The following is a 14,511-nucleotide window of genomic DNA, read 5'->3' as shown; positions in this document are numbered from 1 at the left end:
CAGCCGCGTACTTCAACCTCAAAAGGTTGTCAGGCAAGCAGTGGATATCCGAAGCGGATTTGATACTTGATGTTGGAAACGAGCGAACACGATGTTTAAAGACGTGTCAACACTGTTTGGAGAAGTTTAAAAAAGCGAGCTTGAGGTAGCATCGCGCCGTGTAGAGACACGGCGCGATGCAGTGGGTGTGATTACGGCAACTCGTGGCTGGCGTAGAACGCGCCTAGCACTTTCACCAGATGCGCCAGGTCATGGCTGCCGGCCAGCTCGCGGATCGAGTGCATGGCGAAGGTCGGCAGGCCGATGTCTACGGTGCGAATCCCCAGATGGCTGGCCGTGATCGGACCGATGGTCGAGCCGCAAGCCATGTCGCTGCGCACCACGAAGCTTTGCACCGGTACTTCTTCGGCCATGCACAGATGGCGGAAGAAGCCTGCGGTTTCGCTGTTGGTGGCGTAGCGCTGGTTGTTGTTGACCTTGATGACCGGTCCGGCGTTGAGCTTGGGGCCGTGGTTGGCATCATGTTTGTCGGCGTAGTTGGGGTGCACGCCATGGGCGTTGTCGGCCGAGATCAGCAACGACTTCTGGATAGTGCGCACGTAGTCTTCGCTACTCGGCAGCAGGCGCTGGACGATCTGTTCCAGCATCGGGCCGTCGGCACCGCAGGCCGACGATGAACCCACTTCCTCATGGTCGGTGCAGACCAGCAGCGCGGTTTCATCGGTATCGCTGTTGAGCAATGCTTGCAGGCCGGCGTAGCAGGACAGCAGGTTGTCGAGGCGGGCGCCGGCGATGAAGTCGCCATTGAGACCGACCACCGCCGCGCTCTGGGTGTCGTAGAAGCTCAGCTCGTAATCGAGCACCACGTCGGCGTTCAGGTCGTGCTCGCGGGCCAGTTGATCGGTGAGCAGCGCTCGGAAGTCGGCGCGCTCGTCACCGGCCACCTGGGCCAGGATCGGCGGCAATTCGAGCTGCGGGTTGATCGGCCAGCCTTCGTTGGCAGTGCGGTTGAGGTGGATGGCCAGGTTGGGAATGATGGCTATCGGCAGCTTGAAATCGATCAGTTGGCTTTCGACCTTGCCGTCGCGGCGGAAAGTGACACGCCCGGCCAGGGACAGGTCGCGGTCGAACCACGGGGCGAGCAGGGCGCCGCCATACACTTCCACACCCAGTTGCCAGAAACCCTGACGTTGCAGCTCAGGCTGCGGCTTGACCCGCAGGCACGGGCTGTCGGTGTGGGCGCCGACCATGCGGATGCCGCCGGTCAACGGCGACTGCCGCCCCATGCGGAACGCGACGATGGAAGAGTCGTTGCGGGTGACGTAATAGCGCCCGCCGGTTTCGACGGCCCAGGTGTCACGCTCATCCAGACGCTGGAAACCAGCGGCTTCCAGATGCTGGACGAGGGTTGCAGTGGCATGGAAAGGGGTTGGAGAAGCCTTGAGAAAGTCGATCAGGCCTTGGTTCAGCTCTTCGCGCATAGATAACTCCAGACAGCAATGGCGCCAGTCTACAGGATCGCGGCGTACCTGGGACCGTAGGAGCGGACTTGTCCGCGAAGGGGCCAGTGCATCCGCAGCCTTCCCCACCGGATCTGCGCAAAACCTGTGGGAGGGAGCTTGCTTGGAACGAGGCTGGTACGAACACAGAGAGGTATTGACCGGTCCAAAGGCGTCGCCAGCAAGACGGATCGCCGCCCGCTGCCTCCCAAAGAGTCAGCGTTGTCCGCCCAGGCAGAATTCAAAACGGCGCAGGGCACTCGAACTTCAACCGCTCGCCGCTCACCGGGTGGGTGAAGCTCAGCATGCTGGCGTGCAGGCACAGGCGCGGATAGGCAGCCAGCGCCTCGGGATGAGCGTACAAGCCGTCGCCCAGCAACGGATGACCGATGGACAACATGTGCACACGCAACTGATGGGAACGCCCGGTGATCGGCGTCAGCTCGACACGGCAATGGGTGTCGTAGCGCTCCAGCACCTTCCAGAACGTCAGCGCATGCTTGCCCGCTTCGTGGTCCACCACGTGGCGAGGCTTGGTGGGCGGGTCGTAGCGCAACGGCAGGTCAATGCTGCCGCTGTCCAGCGTCGGCTGGCCCCAGCACAAGGCGGTGTAGGCTTTTTCGGTTTCGCGGTCATGAAACTGGCGCGACAGTTCGCGGTGGGTGTCCGGATCGCGGGCCAACAGGATGATCCCCGACGTTTCCCAGTCCAGGCGATGGACAATCCGGGCCTCGGGAAAACCGTTTTCCTGCAATCGGGTAATCAGGCAATCCTTGTTGTCCTCAGCGCGGCCGGGAACGGAAAGCAGCAGGGTAGGCTTATCGATCACCAGGATGGCGGCGTCCTGATGAATGATGCGGATGTTCGACAACGGCATGCAACGGCCTCGAAACGCTGAAAACGACCACGGCGGTATCAGTGACACTCTGCAAGAGTGCCACCGATACCGCCGCGAGCGACTGCCGGATCAGCGATCAGGCAGGGTGATATTGAGTTCCAGGATCGAACAGCTGCCCTGATTCTCCAGGGCGACCTGTACCTGGTCGGACTCGATGTTGACGTACTTGCGGATCACTTCGACCAGTTCTTTCTGCAAGGCAGGAAGATAGTCCGGAGTGCTGCGCTGACCGCGTTCGTGCGCCACGATGATCTGTAGACGCTCTTTCGCGACCGAAGCCGTGCTTTCTTTTTTGCGGTCTCGAAAGAAGTCAAAAATGTTCATTAATTACCCCCGAACAGGCGTTCAAAGAATCCTTTCTTTTGCACATCCAGGAACCGATGTTCCCGGTCTTTGCCCAGCAGGCGGTCAACGGCGTCGCTGTAGGCCTGGCCGGCATCGCTCTGGTCGTCAAGGATCACCGGGACGCCCTGATTGGAAGCCTTGAGGACCGCCTGGGACTCCGGAATCACGCCCAGCAGGGTCACCGCGAGGATCTCCTTGACGTCTTCGACGCCCAGCATCTCGCCCTTGCTGACGCGCTCAGGGTTGTAGCGGGTCAGCAGCAGGTGTTCCTTGATCGGATCCTCGCCGTTTTCGGCGCGACGCGATTTGCTGGCCAGCAGGCCCAGCATGCGGTCCGAGTCACGGACCGAGGACACTTCCGGGTTGGTCACGACGATGGCTTCGTCGGCGAAGTACATCGCCAGATGAGCACCGGTTTCGATACCCGCCGGCGAATCGCAGACGATGTATTCGAACGTTTCCTTGAGTTCCATGAGGACTTTTTCGACGCCCTCCTTGGTCAGCGCTTCCTTGTCACGCGTCTGGCTGGCCGCCAGCACGTACAGGCCTTCGATCTTCTTGTCCTTGATCAGCGCTTGCTGCAGGTTGGCTTCGCCGTTGACGACGTTGACGAAGTCGTAAACGACGCGGCGCTCGCAACCCATGATCAGGTCCAGGTTACGCAGGCCGACGTCGAAGTCGACGATGACTGTCCTGTGCCCGCGCAATGCGAGGCCGGTACCGATGGCGGCGCTGGTGGTGGTTTTACCCACACCACCCTTGCCGGATGTAACCACGAGAATCTTGGCCAAGGTGAATCACCCCTAGAGAAAAGGACATTGAGTCCCTGAAGAGCATCCTTGACGCGGCGTTCAGCGAAGAGTGAAGGAAATCGAAAGCTCGACCGGAATATAAAGCCCTTGGCTTCTACTTTCGGTTGATGAATCAAAAGAGAAACAGTGTTTCTCGAATTTCCTGCAGCCAATACAACGTTTTCGCGACGAATCAGAGATGCTTTGAAAATTGCGGCAGTATCCGTTAAAGCCGGATGATGTTCAACACATCGCCGGACAGGCTGACTTGTACCGGCGAGCCCCACAGCGGGTCGCGGCGCAGGTCTTCCGACACCTTGTATTGCCCGGCGATGGAGATCAGTTCAGCGCTCAATTGCTGACAGAAGATCCGGGCCTTGGTGTCGCCCTTGATGCCGGCAAGTGCTCTGCCGCGCATCGGGCCGTAAACATGGATGTTTCCATCGGCCAGAAGTTCCGCGCCGGGGCTCACGGGCGCCACGACCACCAGATCGCCACCCTGGGCATAAATCTGCTGTCCGCCGCGCACCGGCGCGGTAATGACGCGGGTCGGCTTGACCGTCGGCTCAGGCGGCTTTTCCGGCACCGGCTTGGGCGCCGGCGCTTCGACCGGGTCCAGTACCCGCTCACGGGCGCCGGACGGCGGCAGTACCGGAAGGTCGACGGCAATGGCGGCGGCGATGTCTTCGATGCGGTTGGCGCGGATCGCCAGGGTCCGCAGGCCATGCTGGCGGCAGATGCGCACCAGGCCCGGCAGGTCCACCGAGCCTTCATGGGCGGCGAGCTTGTCCAGCGCCAGGATCAACGGCGTGTTGCTGAAGAAGTTGGGGGCCTGCGCCACTTTCGCCGCCAGTTGCCGGTCGAGCGCTTCCAGGTCGGAACGGGCCAGCTCCATCACGGTGATGGCGAGCATGCTGCCCTTGAGCTGAAATACGGGTTCCGGGTGTTGCGATTCGTTCTGGCTCATGGTCGGGATACACAACAGCTTGTCGCTAAAAGTGCCGAGACTTATAACGAGAACGCCCGCGCCCCGCAAGCCGGGTCGAACCGTTGTAGAATGCGCGGCCCTTGTTCTGACGGAAGCCCAAATGGATCGCCCGCGTTTTCAAGCCCGTTTTCTGCACCCCCGTTTCTGGCTGCTATGGCTGGGGCTGGGGCTGCTCTGGCTGATCGTCCAGCTGCCGTTTCGCGTTTTGCTGTTCATCGGTCGTGCATTGGGGCGGGTCATGTACTGGCTGGCCGCTGATCGAAAATATATTGCCGCGCGCAATCTGGAGCTGTGCTTCCCGCATCTGAGCCAGGCGCAGCGCACCGCACTGCTCAAGGAAAACTTCGCCTCAACCGGCATCGCGTTCTTCGAAATGGCCATGAGCTGGTGGTGGTCGCGACAGCGGCTGGCCCGGCTTGCGCACATCGAAGGGCTGGAGCATTTACAGAGCGCGCAGCACAAGGGCGAGGGCGTGATTCTGATGGCCATTCACTTCACCACGCTGGAGATCGGCGCCGCGTTGCTCGGCCAGCAGCACACCATCGATGGCATGTACCGGGAGCACCGCAACCCGCTGTTCGACTTCATCCAGCGCCGTGGTCGCGAGCGACATAACCTCGATTCGCTGGCCGTGGAACGTGAGGACGTGCGCGGCATGCTCAAGCTGCTGCGCGCCGGTCGGGCGATCTGGTACGCACCGGATCAGGACTACGGCGCCAAGCAGAGTATCTTCGTGCCGCTGTTCGGCATTCAGGCTGCCACCGTCACCGCCACCAGCAAGTTCGCCAGGCTGGGTCGGGCCAGGGTCGTACCGTTCACCCAGCAGCGGCTGGCGGACGGCAGCGGTTATCGGCTGGTCATTCACCCGGCGCTGGAAGATTTTCCGGGAGAAAGTGACGAAGTCGATTGCTTGCGGATCAACCAATGGGTAGAAAGAGCCATCACCGAATGCCCGTCGCAGTACCTGTGGGCGCACCGGCGTTTCAAGAGTCGTCCGCCCGGTGAACCCAAGCTGTACCGGAAGGCCTGAACGAGCACTGAGGTCCAGTTGTAGATGGCAGAACCCGCAGTAGTGACCAACCTCAGGCCCGGTGCGGAACCGGTCACCGGCCTGATCCTGTCCGGAGGCGGCGCCCGTGCCGCCTATCAGGTCGGCGTGCTGGCCGGCATCGCCGACCTGCTGGCGCCGGGTTCGCCCAATCCGTTTCCGGTCATCGTCGGCACCTCGGCCGGCGCCATCAATGCCGTCAAGCTCGCCAGCGGTGCGTTGCATTTTCGAATTGCGATTCACCAGCTGACCGAGTTCTGGCAAGGCTTTCGCAGCCATCAGGTGTTGCGCAGCGACTGGCCGGGCGTTATTCGTCAGGCGGCGCGTTTCTTCGGTCGCAGCCTGACCGGGCTGGGTCGGGACGTGCCGGTGGCCTTGCTCAACAGCTCGCCCTTGCGGGACCTGCTCACCGAGCGGCTGGATCTCTCCGGTATCGACGCCGCGATCCAGGCGCGTCATCTGCGTGCCGTGGCGGTGACTGCCTTTGGCTATGAGTCGGGCCAGGCGGTGACGTTCTATCAAGGCAAGGAAGCCATCGAACCCTGGCTACGCCACCGGCGCATCGGCAGGCCGACGCAGTTGTCGGTCGATCATCTGCTGGCCAGCTCAGCCATTCCGCTGCTATTCGCACCGGTGAAGCTGGAGCAAGAGTACTTCGGGGACGGCGCGGTTCGCCAGTCGGCACCGATCAGCCCGGCGTTGCACCTGGGCGCCAATCGGGTGCTGGTGATCGGCGTGAGCGGCAACCCGCGCGGGCCGCACAAGCAGGTGCAGCGCGCCACCACCGGTGTGCAACCGACATTGGCCCAGATCAGCGGGCACATGCTCAACAGCACCTTCATCGACAATCTGGAAAGCGATATCGAGCTGCTGGAACGCCTCAACTCGGTCGGCTCGCTGCTGCCCGATCAACAGGCCAGATGCCAGCCAGGCATGGCGCCGGTAGAGGTGCTGGTGATTTCGCCCAGCCAGCCGCTGGATGAAATCGCCGCCCGTCACCGCCGTGAACTTCCGCCGGCCTTGCGCACCTTCCTGCGCGGCCCGGGCGCCACCAAGACCAGCGGCGCCAGTGTGCTCAGCTATCTGCTGTTTGAGGCAGGCTACTGCAGCGAACTGATCGAACTGGGCCGTCACGACGCCAAGGCGCAGGGCGCCGAGTTGAAGCGGTTTTTGCAGGTGGTTTGAAACAGACCATGTGTGAGCGGACCGGGCGGTTGTGGTGCACCACGATCACTGTAGGAGCGACCTTGGTCGCGATCTGCCGCGCAGCGGCAGCAAAATCGGCACAACCACAGTAACGCCGCTGCATGCACACCGCCTTCGCCAGCAAGCTGGCTCCTACCAGAACTTGTGACGCCACGATCATTGTAGGAGCGACCTTGGTCGCGATCTGGCGCGCAGCGACAGCAAAATCGGAACGTCCACGATAACGCCGCATGCACACCGCCGTCGCCAGCAAGCAATCTCATACAGATGAATGATCGCCTCACGCCGTCAATCGATCATCCCGGAAATCGCGTAGCGCCTGCTCGATCTCTTCGCGGGTGTTCATCACGAACGGGCCGTATTGCACGATGGGCTCGCGCAGCGGCTTGCCGGCTATCAACAACACGCGGGCACCTGTAGCACTGCTGATCTGCAATTCACCCTCATCACCCAACCGCGCCAGACGGCTTGCGCTCACAGACTGCGGGCAGCCCTCGATCTCCAGAGAACCTTCGTACACATACAGCAGCGCGCGATGCCCTTCAGGCAATTGCGGGCTGACACGTGCGCCGGCCGGGATATGGAAGTCGAAATACTGTGGCTCGGTATCGGGGCGTTGTACGGCGCCTGCCTGACGGATCTGACCGTCATTGAACTCACCGGCAATCACCACCACGTCCACACCTTGGGCCGTCGTCAGGCGCGGAATGTTTTCCGGCTGAATATCCTGATAACTGGCATCGGCAAGCTTGTTCTTGCCCGGCAGGTTGAGCCACAGCTGGAAGCCGCGCATCACGCCTTCTTCCTGTTCCGGCATTTCGCTGTGAATGATGCCGCGTGCCGCGGTCATCCACTGCACGCCGCCGCCCTGCAGCAGACCGACATTGCCCATGTGGTCTTCATGACGCATACGGCCTTCGAGCATGTAGGTCACGGTCTCGAAGCCGCGGTGCGGATGGGGTGGAAAACCGGCGATATAGTCGTCGGGCTTGTCCGAACCGAATTCATCGAGCATCAGGAATGGATCGAACTGTTCAACGCCCGGCCCGCCGAAGACACGGGTCAGACGCACGCCGGCGCCGTCGGAAGTCGGCTGGCCGGCCTGGATCGACAGGACTTTACGAAGTGAGGTCATGAAAAGGGGCTCTCCTGGTCAGGTGGCAATGCCGCCATGATAGGCGCAAGCGTTCGAACGATGGGTTCGAAATCCTCAGGTAATTGATCAGATTTATGAATGTATCAATAGGGCGTCAGCGACACCGGTTTTCAAAGGCGCTGATCTGTAGGCGAGCTTGCTCGCGAAAAACGCTGGTCCGGCCGCAGCGGTTGCGTCGCGGGAAGCATCCAGGCAAGCGCCGCAACGCCTATAAAAAAAGGCCAGCCGTTTTACGGGCTGGCCTTCTTGTGCAGGCGATCAACCTATTCGGCAATCTGCAACTTGCGCGATTCGGTGTACACGTAACGCACTTTCTCGTACTCGAACGGCGAGTTCAGCTGGCCATAACGGAAGCTGGTCACGTAGCGGCGGTCGATGGCGCGCAGCAGGGTGATTTCCGGATGATCGTTGCTGACCTCGGCCACATTGAGGAAGTTGACCTGCTGTTCGGCGGCGTAGTCGAACAGCAGCCCGCCGGTGTCGCGCAGGTTCGAAGGGCCGAACAGCGGCAGCACCAGGTAAGGACCGGCCGGTACGCCGTAGAAGCCCAGGGTCTGGCCGAAGTCTTCGCTCTGGCGCGGCAGGCCCATCATGGTGGCCGGGTCCCATAGGCCGGCAACGCCGATGGTGGTGTTGAGCAGCAGGCGACCGGTGGTCTGCATCGAGCGCTGGCCCTTGAACTGGAACAGGCTGTTGAGCAGGTTCGGCACGTCGCCCAGGTTGCTGAAGAAGTTGCTCACGCCGCTGCGCACGAAACCGGGAGTGACGTAGCGATAGCCGTTGACAACTGGCAGGAACACCCACTCATCGAAACGATAGTTGAAGTGGTAGACCCGGCGGTTCCACGACTCCAGCGGATCGTAGACTTCCAGGGCGTTGATCGAGGCGCGCTCGAACTCGCGCTGGTCCAGCCCAGGGTTGAACTGCAGGGACTTGAGCGGCTGGGTGAAGCCGTCGGCATCGAGCTGACGGGTCACGGTTGCCGGATGTTCAGCCCGGTTGTCATTTTCGTCGGCCTGCACAGCGCCCGCGCAAAGCAGGGCAGCGAGAAGTAAAAGACGTTTAGCCACGGAAGAACTCCAGCATGGCGTCGCTGTTGACGCTGTAGTTGATGTTGCCGCAATGGCCGCCGTACGGATAAACGGTCAGGCGATCGCCGAAAGTCTTGCGCAGGAAGCCCAGGTCGCCGGAGCCCAGGATCACGTCGTCGGCGTTATGCATGACGGCGATCTTGCTGCTGCTGTGCAGGTAATCCTTGAGCGCATACAGGCTGACCTGATCCACCAGCTGCAACAGGCTGCCGCCGTCGGTGCGGGCGCGCCAGCTCGGAATGACCTGCTCGGTCAGGTAGCAGTCGAAGTCGCACTGCAATGCCCGCTTGAGAAACGGCGACAGGCTGGTGCCTTCGGTGATCGGGAATTTCGGCGGAGTAATCAGGCCGCGACGGTTGACCAGGTCGGAGGTGAATGCGATGTCCGCCGACGAGAATCGGAACGAGGTGCCGATCAGCATGGCCATCTGTTCGTTGGTCAAATGCTGCTTGGACTGCTGGAAGTCGTAGAGCAGAGCGTCGTTGAGGTCGATGTAGCCTTTCTGGCGGAAGTAACGGGTCAGCTTGGCCAGCACCAGTTCATAGAACGTGGTGGTGTTGTTGATGCCTTTGACGTTGGTCTGCACCAGCTTGTCGAGGTTGCTGATAGACGTGTAGAGGTTCACCGGCGGGTTGAGCAGCAGCACTTTCTTGAAGTTGAAGCTGCGGCGGGTTTCGTCCAGATGCGCGACGAAAGCTGCGTTCAACGCACCCAGGCTGTAGCCGGTCAGGTAGAACTCGGTAATCGGCAGGTCGGCCTGCTGGGCGCGAACCGCTTGCATGACCCGATACAGATCTTCGGCATCATCCTTGGAAATCCCCGGCGTCGCGTAACGCGAAGCGGAGCTCATGAAGTCGTAGCTGGTCGGCGAGGACAGTTGCACGACGTGGTAGCCGGCGCCGTAGTACAACTTCTTGAGGAATTCGTTGAGCGTGCTGTTGTACGGCGCGCCGGTGCCGGCGATCAGGAAGATCAAAGGCGCGGCATGATCCTGGCGTGCCAGGCGGTAGTGCAGTTTCTTGACTGCCCAGAAGTTGTCCGGCAGCGTGAACTCGCGCTCGGGGCGCAGGTTGAGCGAGTAGACTTCCTGGTCGATGTCGTCATCGGCCGGTACTTGCGGACGCAGGTCCGGCGGGGTTGTAGCAATGGTCGCTTCGAACGGATTAGTCAGCGGGTAGCCATAAGTGGCGGGGTCGACGTTGGTCGCCAGAGCGGACGCACTCAAACAGAGGCCACCTATCACGGTAGCGAAGCGCAGAAAACGGAGCATGACTAAATCCCTTGGGAAAGAAGTGCTGGTGAAGTACGCAGCCTATGACCATCGGTGTAGTGCCAAAGTGCCGCATGAACAGGCAAACCTTTGTAAACAGGCTGAGACGATACACGTTCTGGTGAATTTGCAATGCAGGTCTGTGCTTTTTTTGTGCGGGAAAGGGCTGGGACGCCGGGGCAGGGCGGGCGGGGCGGGAGAATCCGGATCGCCGGAAAGCACAAAGGAGAGCCTGGGCTCTCCTCCAATTGTGGTTTCACGTGCTCTTTTTATTCTTATAGGGCGGCCTGTTCTTGTTTTTGGCGGCACGCCCTTTACTGCGTTCTTGTGCGACCCCCATGCGGGGTCAAGAGCAAACGTATTTTTTTGAGCGCTGAGTCACTTCAATCACTAGTCTGCACAACATCATGATCCAGCCGGTCCGGGAGCTACCTGAAGGTAGTTTTATTGTTCTCTGTCCGGTTGCGGGCTTCTGTACCAGCACGCCCTGTAAAGCTATCCACTCCAAAAAAATCTGTTAGCTGCGCCTCTGTCCGTGTTGTTCTTGTTATGTCAGAGCCGTACGTCTTGTTCTTATTAGGTTGCTGCGCATTTATTGTTTTTGTTGTGCCAGAGAGATAGCAGAAGCTGTGCCAACTTTTGAAAATCGTTGTGAATCAAGGTGTTGGGGATTTGCGAGGTGGCCGGCAGCGGATCTGTGTAGTGAAAATGTTCCCGTGCTACCCGTTTGCGCGCTACGCCGGACAAACGCGGTAACACATGCCGTTCCCACCTTGGGTCAGGCGCCATTGCGGGGCGTCACCTGTCGCTTGATGCACGCCCTGACAGGCCTGTCGGCCTGGCTGCACTGCCGCGGCAGACTTCCGGCATGCAAGATTCGGACGGACGTGCCCCGATTTTTTCGGCCCAATGTCGTTGATGGCGACGTGATGTCGTTTCCCACTGCCTCAATGTCGCAGTCAGAGCATGCCGCATTGCGGCCCAGGTTGATGATCGAAGCGCTGCGGGTCTGCCCCGCAGTGCAGGCTGCAACGATCGAAACGTGAAGGCCGCCGGTTGCCCCAAAGCCGGGCATTGCGGGCGTCCTTGAGAACAACGTTAACCAGCCCCGACTTTCGTCGGCGCACGACTTGTGGGGAAGTGATGATGAAGATGCGAAATATTCTGGGGGCGGGTGCCGCTCTGATCCTGGCCGCCAGTTCCACGCTGGCCATTGCTCAAACCAAGACCGTAACCATTGGCTATGTCGAAGGCTGGTCCGACAGTGTCGCCACCACCTTTGTCGCCTCTGAAGTGCTCAAGCAGAAGCTTGGCTATGACGTGAAGTTGCAGTCGGTTGCGGCGGGGATCATGTGGCAGGCGGTAGCCACCGACAAGCTGGATATGATCCTGTCGGCCTGGCTGCCGGTCACCCATGGCGAGTACTACACCAAATACAAGGATCAAGTGGTCAATTACGGCCCCAACTTCAAGGATGCCAAGATCGGCCTGATCGTGCCGGAGTACGTCAAGGCCAAGTCCATCGAAGACCTCAAGACCGATGAGTCCTTCAAGAGCAAGATCACCGGCATCGATGCCGGCTCGGGGGTGATGATCAAGACCGACCAGGCCATCAAGGACTATGGTCTGACCGGCTACAAGCTGCAGGCCAGTTCGGGCGCGGGGATGATTGCCGAGCTGACTCGTGCCGAGAAGCGCAACGAATCCATCGCGGTGACCGGCTGGGTGCCGCACTGGATGTTCGCCAAATGGAAGCTGCGCTTTCTGGAAGACCCAAAAGGCGTGTACGGCGCGGCGGAAACCGTCGATAACGTGGCCAGCCTGAATCTGGAGAAAAAGGCGCCGGAAGTGGTCGCATTCCTGAAAAAATTCCAGTGGGAGTCCAAGGATGAGATCGGCGAAGTGATGCTGGCCATTCAGGATGGCGCCAAACCGGAAGCTGCCGCCAAGGACTGGGTGGCCAGGCATCCTGAACGTGTGGCCGCCTGGACCGCCCGGTGAACCGTTGAAGCACTCAGCCTGAGTTCAGGTTGATACCTTTACAGGACCGTCCGGTGTTACCGCCGGACGGTCTTTTTTGTCTATTCGATACCGCTTTTCTCACTGTCGATGTAACCGGATTGCCTGGGTGCACAATCCGTCGCGCAGGATTAATGTCGTTCTAATACTAAGGTCGTCTGGAGTGCGCTCCGGAGCCGACTAAAGTGGATTGCGTGACATCTCATCTGTGCTGCGAGGACAAAAACAATGAACGACAGCATTTACCTCTCGATTCAAAACAGCCCGCGCTTCAAGGAGCTGGTCTCAAAAAGAGAGCGCTTCGCCTGGATTCTCTCGGCGATCATGCTCGGCCTGTATGCGGCCTTTATCCTTTTGATCGCTTATGGCCCTCATATTCTGGGAGCCAAGCTCAGCCCCGAATCCACCATCACCTGGGGCATGCCCATTGGTGTCGGCTTGATTCTGTCCGCCTTCGTGCTGACGGCCATTTACGTTCGTCGTGCAAACGGCGAATTCGATGACCTGAACAACGCCATCCTGAAGGAGGCACAGCAATGATCCGCCGCCTATCAGCAGCCGTCGGCCTGGCAGCCTTCGCACCCACCCTCTGGGCGGCAGATGCGTTGACCGGAGCCGTGCAGAAACAGCCCCTGAACATTTCAGCGATCGTCATGTTCGTGGCATTTGTAGCCTTTACGCTGTACATCACCTACTGGGCCTCGAAAAAGAACAAGACCGCATCGGACTACTATTCGGCGGGTGGTAAGATCACCGGTTTTCAGAACGGCCTGGCTATCGCCGGCGACTACATGTCGGCGGCGTCATTCCTGGGTATTTCCGCGCTGGTGTACACCTCAGGCTACGACGGCCTGATCTACTCCATCGGCTTCCTGGTGGGCTGGCCGATCATTCTGTTCCTGATCGCCGAGCGTCTGCGTAACCTGGGCAAGTACACTTTTGCCGACGTGGCGTCCTATCGCCTCAAGCAAAAGGAAATTCGCACACTGTCTGCCTGCGGTTCGCTGGTGGTAGTGGCGTTCTATCTGATTGCCCAGATGGTCGGCGCCGGCAAGCTGATCCAGCTGCTGTTCGGCCTGGACTACACCGTGGCAGTCATTCTGGTCGGCATCCTGATGTGCCTGTACGTACTGTTCGGCGGCATGCTCGCGACGACCTGGGTGCAGATCATCAAGGCGGTGATGTTGCTGTCCGGTGCATCGTTCATGGCGCTGATGGTCATGAAGCACGTCAACTTCGACTTCAACATGCTGTTCTCCGAGGCGGTCAAGGTTCACCCCAAAGGTGAAGCGATCATGAGCCCTGGCGGCCTGGTGAAAGATCCGATCTCGGCGTTCTCTCTGGGTCTGGCGCTGATGTTCGGTACTGCCGGCCTGCCGCACATCCTGATGCGCTTCTTCACCGTGAGCGACGCCAAGGAAGCCCGCAAGTCGGTGCTGTATGCCACCGGTTTCATCGGCTACTTCTACATCCTGACCTTCATCATCGGTTTCGGCGCGATCCTGCTGGTCAGCACCAACCCGGCGTTCAAGGACGCAGCCGGTGCGCTGTTGGGTGGTAACAACATGGCGGCGGTGCATCTGGCTGACGCGGTAGGCGGCAGTCTGTTCCTGGGCTTCATTTCGGCGGTAGCCTTCGCGACCATCCTGGCTGTGGTGGCCGGCTTGACGCTGGCCGGTGCTTCGGCGGTGTCCCACGACCTGTATGCCAGCGTCATCAAGGCAGGCAAAGCCAACGAGAAGGATGAGATTCGCATCTCGAAGATGACCACCATCGCCCTGGCGGTCGTGGCCATTCTTCTGGGCATCGCCTTCGAAAGCCAGAACATCGCGTTCATGGTCGGCCTGGCGTTCTCGGTTGCGGCCAGCTGCAACTTCCCGATCCTGCTGCTTTCCATGTACTGGAAGAACCTGACTACCCGCGGCGCCATGATCGGCGGCTGGATGGGCCTGGTCAGCGCGGTGGTGCTGATGGTGCTGGGTCCGACCATCTGGGTGCAGATCTTGCACAACCCTAAACCGATCTTCCCGTATGAATACCCGGCGCTGTTCTCGATCATCATCGCCTTCGTCGGCATCTGGATCTTCTCCATCACCGACAAGTCGAAAGCAGCGGAAGGCGAGCGCGCCTTGTTCTTCCCGCAGTTCGTCCGGTCGCAGACGGGGTTGGGTGCCAGTGGGGCGGTTTCGCACTAAGGATT

At 60.2% G+C, this 14,511-nt stretch carries 13 protein-coding genes; 5 read left to right on the top strand and 8 right to left on the bottom strand.

Features of this window, described 5'->3' with window-relative positions:
• Positions 1 to 191: 191 nt before the first annotated feature.
• From EGJ27_RS07970 to minC, 5 genes are all read right to left on the bottom strand, one after another.
• Positions 192 to 1,481, bottom strand: coding sequence for a M18 family aminopeptidase (locus EGJ27_RS07970; RefSeq protein WP_125830193.1), 1,290 nt, complete (start codon positions 1,479 to 1,481; stop codon positions 192 to 194).
• 259 nt (positions 1,482 to 1,740) lie between these two features.
• Positions 1,741 to 2,376: an RluA family pseudouridine synthase gene (locus tag EGJ27_RS07965; RefSeq protein ID WP_125830192.1), complete on the bottom strand. Its 636-nt coding sequence runs from the start codon at positions 2,374 to 2,376 to the stop codon at positions 1,741 to 1,743.
• A 90-nt stretch (positions 2,377 to 2,466) separates the two neighbouring features.
• Positions 2,467 to 2,721 (bottom strand): cell division topological specificity factor MinE, encoded by a 255-nt coding sequence (minE, locus tag EGJ27_RS07960; protein ID WP_004879390.1) that lies wholly within the window; start codon positions 2,719 to 2,721, stop codon positions 2,467 to 2,469.
• The gene (gene minD / locus EGJ27_RS07955) at positions 2,721 to 3,533 is read right to left on the bottom strand and encodes a septum site-determining protein MinD (RefSeq protein WP_125830191.1); all 813 of its coding nucleotides are present in this window, start codon (positions 3,531 to 3,533) and stop codon (positions 2,721 to 2,723) included. Before minD ends, minE begins: the two co-directional genes overlap by 1 nt.
• A gap of 226 nt (positions 3,534 to 3,759) precedes the next feature.
• Positions 3,760 to 4,500: a septum site-determining protein MinC gene (gene minC, locus EGJ27_RS07950; protein WP_125830190.1), complete on the bottom strand. Its 741-nt coding sequence runs from the start codon at positions 4,498 to 4,500 to the stop codon at positions 3,760 to 3,762.
• A 121-nt stretch (positions 4,501 to 4,621) separates the two neighbouring features.
• Here minC and EGJ27_RS07945 point away from each other — a divergent pair, with 121 nt between their 5' ends.
• Positions 4,622 to 5,551 carry a lipid A biosynthesis lauroyl acyltransferase gene (locus tag EGJ27_RS07945; RefSeq protein ID WP_125830189.1) on the top strand — a complete coding sequence of 310 codons (930 nt, stop codon included), beginning with the start codon at positions 4,622 to 4,624 and terminating at the stop codon, positions 5,549 to 5,551.
• A gap of 24 nt (positions 5,552 to 5,575) precedes the next feature.
• A complete protein-coding gene (locus EGJ27_RS07940; protein WP_125830188.1) occupies positions 5,576 to 6,754 on the top strand; it encodes a patatin-like phospholipase family protein in 1,179 nt (392 codons plus the stop codon).
• Between the two features lie 301 nt (positions 6,755 to 7,055).
• Here EGJ27_RS07940 and EGJ27_RS07935 read toward each other — a convergent pair whose 3' ends face one another.
• From EGJ27_RS07935 to EGJ27_RS07925, 3 genes are all read right to left on the bottom strand, one after another.
• Positions 7,056 to 7,910, bottom strand: coding sequence for a pirin family protein (locus EGJ27_RS07935; RefSeq protein ID WP_125830187.1), 855 nt, complete (start codon positions 7,908 to 7,910; stop codon positions 7,056 to 7,058).
• Between the two features lie 284 nt (positions 7,911 to 8,194).
• Entirely contained in the window at positions 8,195 to 9,001 is an 807-nt protein-coding gene (locus tag EGJ27_RS07930) for a VacJ family lipoprotein (RefSeq protein WP_125830186.1), read from the bottom strand.
• Positions 8,994 to 10,292: a serine/threonine protein kinase gene (locus EGJ27_RS07925; protein WP_125830185.1), complete on the bottom strand. Its 1,299-nt coding sequence runs from the start codon at positions 10,290 to 10,292 to the stop codon at positions 8,994 to 8,996. Before EGJ27_RS07925 ends, EGJ27_RS07930 begins: the two co-directional genes overlap by 8 nt.
• A 1,146-nt stretch (positions 10,293 to 11,438) precedes the next feature.
• On the opposite strand from EGJ27_RS07925, the gene EGJ27_RS07920 reads away from it, so the two are divergent.
• The 3 genes from EGJ27_RS07920 to EGJ27_RS07910 all read left to right on the top strand — a co-directional run bounded on the left by EGJ27_RS07920 (position 11,439) and on the right by EGJ27_RS07910 (position 14,506).
• Positions 11,439 to 12,293 carry a glycine betaine ABC transporter substrate-binding protein gene (locus EGJ27_RS07920; protein WP_125830184.1) on the top strand — a complete coding sequence of 285 codons (855 nt, stop codon included), beginning with the start codon at positions 11,439 to 11,441 and terminating at the stop codon, positions 12,291 to 12,293.
• Positions 12,294 to 12,539: 246 nt separating this feature from the next.
• Positions 12,540 to 12,851, top strand: a complete 312-nt coding sequence (locus EGJ27_RS07915) for a DUF485 domain-containing protein (protein ID WP_125830183.1) — start codon at positions 12,540 to 12,542, stop codon at positions 12,849 to 12,851.
• Positions 12,848 to 14,506 (top strand): cation acetate symporter, encoded by a 1,659-nt coding sequence (locus tag EGJ27_RS07910; RefSeq protein ID WP_125830182.1) that lies wholly within the window; start codon positions 12,848 to 12,850, stop codon positions 14,504 to 14,506. The genes EGJ27_RS07915 and EGJ27_RS07910 overlap by 4 nt, the downstream gene beginning before the upstream one ends.
• Positions 14,507 to 14,511 lie beyond the last annotated feature (5 nt).

Source organism: Pseudomonas sp. v388 (assembly GCF_003935425.1).
Taxonomy (GTDB): domain Bacteria; phylum Pseudomonadota; class Gammaproteobacteria; order Pseudomonadales; family Pseudomonadaceae; genus Aquipseudomonas.
This window is presented reverse-complemented; position numbering and strand designations above follow the sequence as displayed.

Coding starts and splice junctions, on each gene's coding strand:
- EGJ27_RS07970 (WP_125830193.1), bottom strand. CDS start 1,481: ATGCGCGAAGAGCTGAACCAAGGCCTGATCGACTTTCTCAAGGCTTCT.
- EGJ27_RS07965 (WP_125830192.1), bottom strand. CDS start 2,376: ATGCCGTTGTCGAACATCCGCATCATTCATCAGGACGCCGCCATCCTG.
- minE (WP_004879390.1), bottom strand. CDS start 2,721: ATGAACATTTTTGACTTCTTTCGAGACCGCAAAAAAGAAAGCACGGCT.
- minC (WP_125830190.1), bottom strand. CDS start 4,500: ATGAGCCAGAACGAATCGCAACACCCGGAACCCGTATTTCAGCTCAAG.
- EGJ27_RS07945 (WP_125830189.1), top strand. CDS start 4,622: ATGGATCGCCCGCGTTTTCAAGCCCGTTTTCTGCACCCCCGTTTCTGG.
- EGJ27_RS07940 (WP_125830188.1), top strand. CDS start 5,576: ATGGCAGAACCCGCAGTAGTGACCAACCTCAGGCCCGGTGCGGAACCG.
- EGJ27_RS07935 (WP_125830187.1), bottom strand. CDS start 7,910: ATGACCTCACTTCGTAAAGTCCTGTCGATCCAGGCCGGCCAGCCGACT.
- EGJ27_RS07925 (WP_125830185.1), bottom strand. CDS start 10,292: ATGCTCCGTTTTCTGCGCTTCGCTACCGTGATAGGTGGCCTCTGTTTG.
- EGJ27_RS07920 (WP_125830184.1), top strand. CDS start 11,439: ATGAAGATGCGAAATATTCTGGGGGCGGGTGCCGCTCTGATCCTGGCC.
- EGJ27_RS07915 (WP_125830183.1), top strand. CDS start 12,540: ATGAACGACAGCATTTACCTCTCGATTCAAAACAGCCCGCGCTTCAAG.
- EGJ27_RS07910 (WP_125830182.1), top strand. CDS start 12,848: ATGATCCGCCGCCTATCAGCAGCCGTCGGCCTGGCAGCCTTCGCACCC.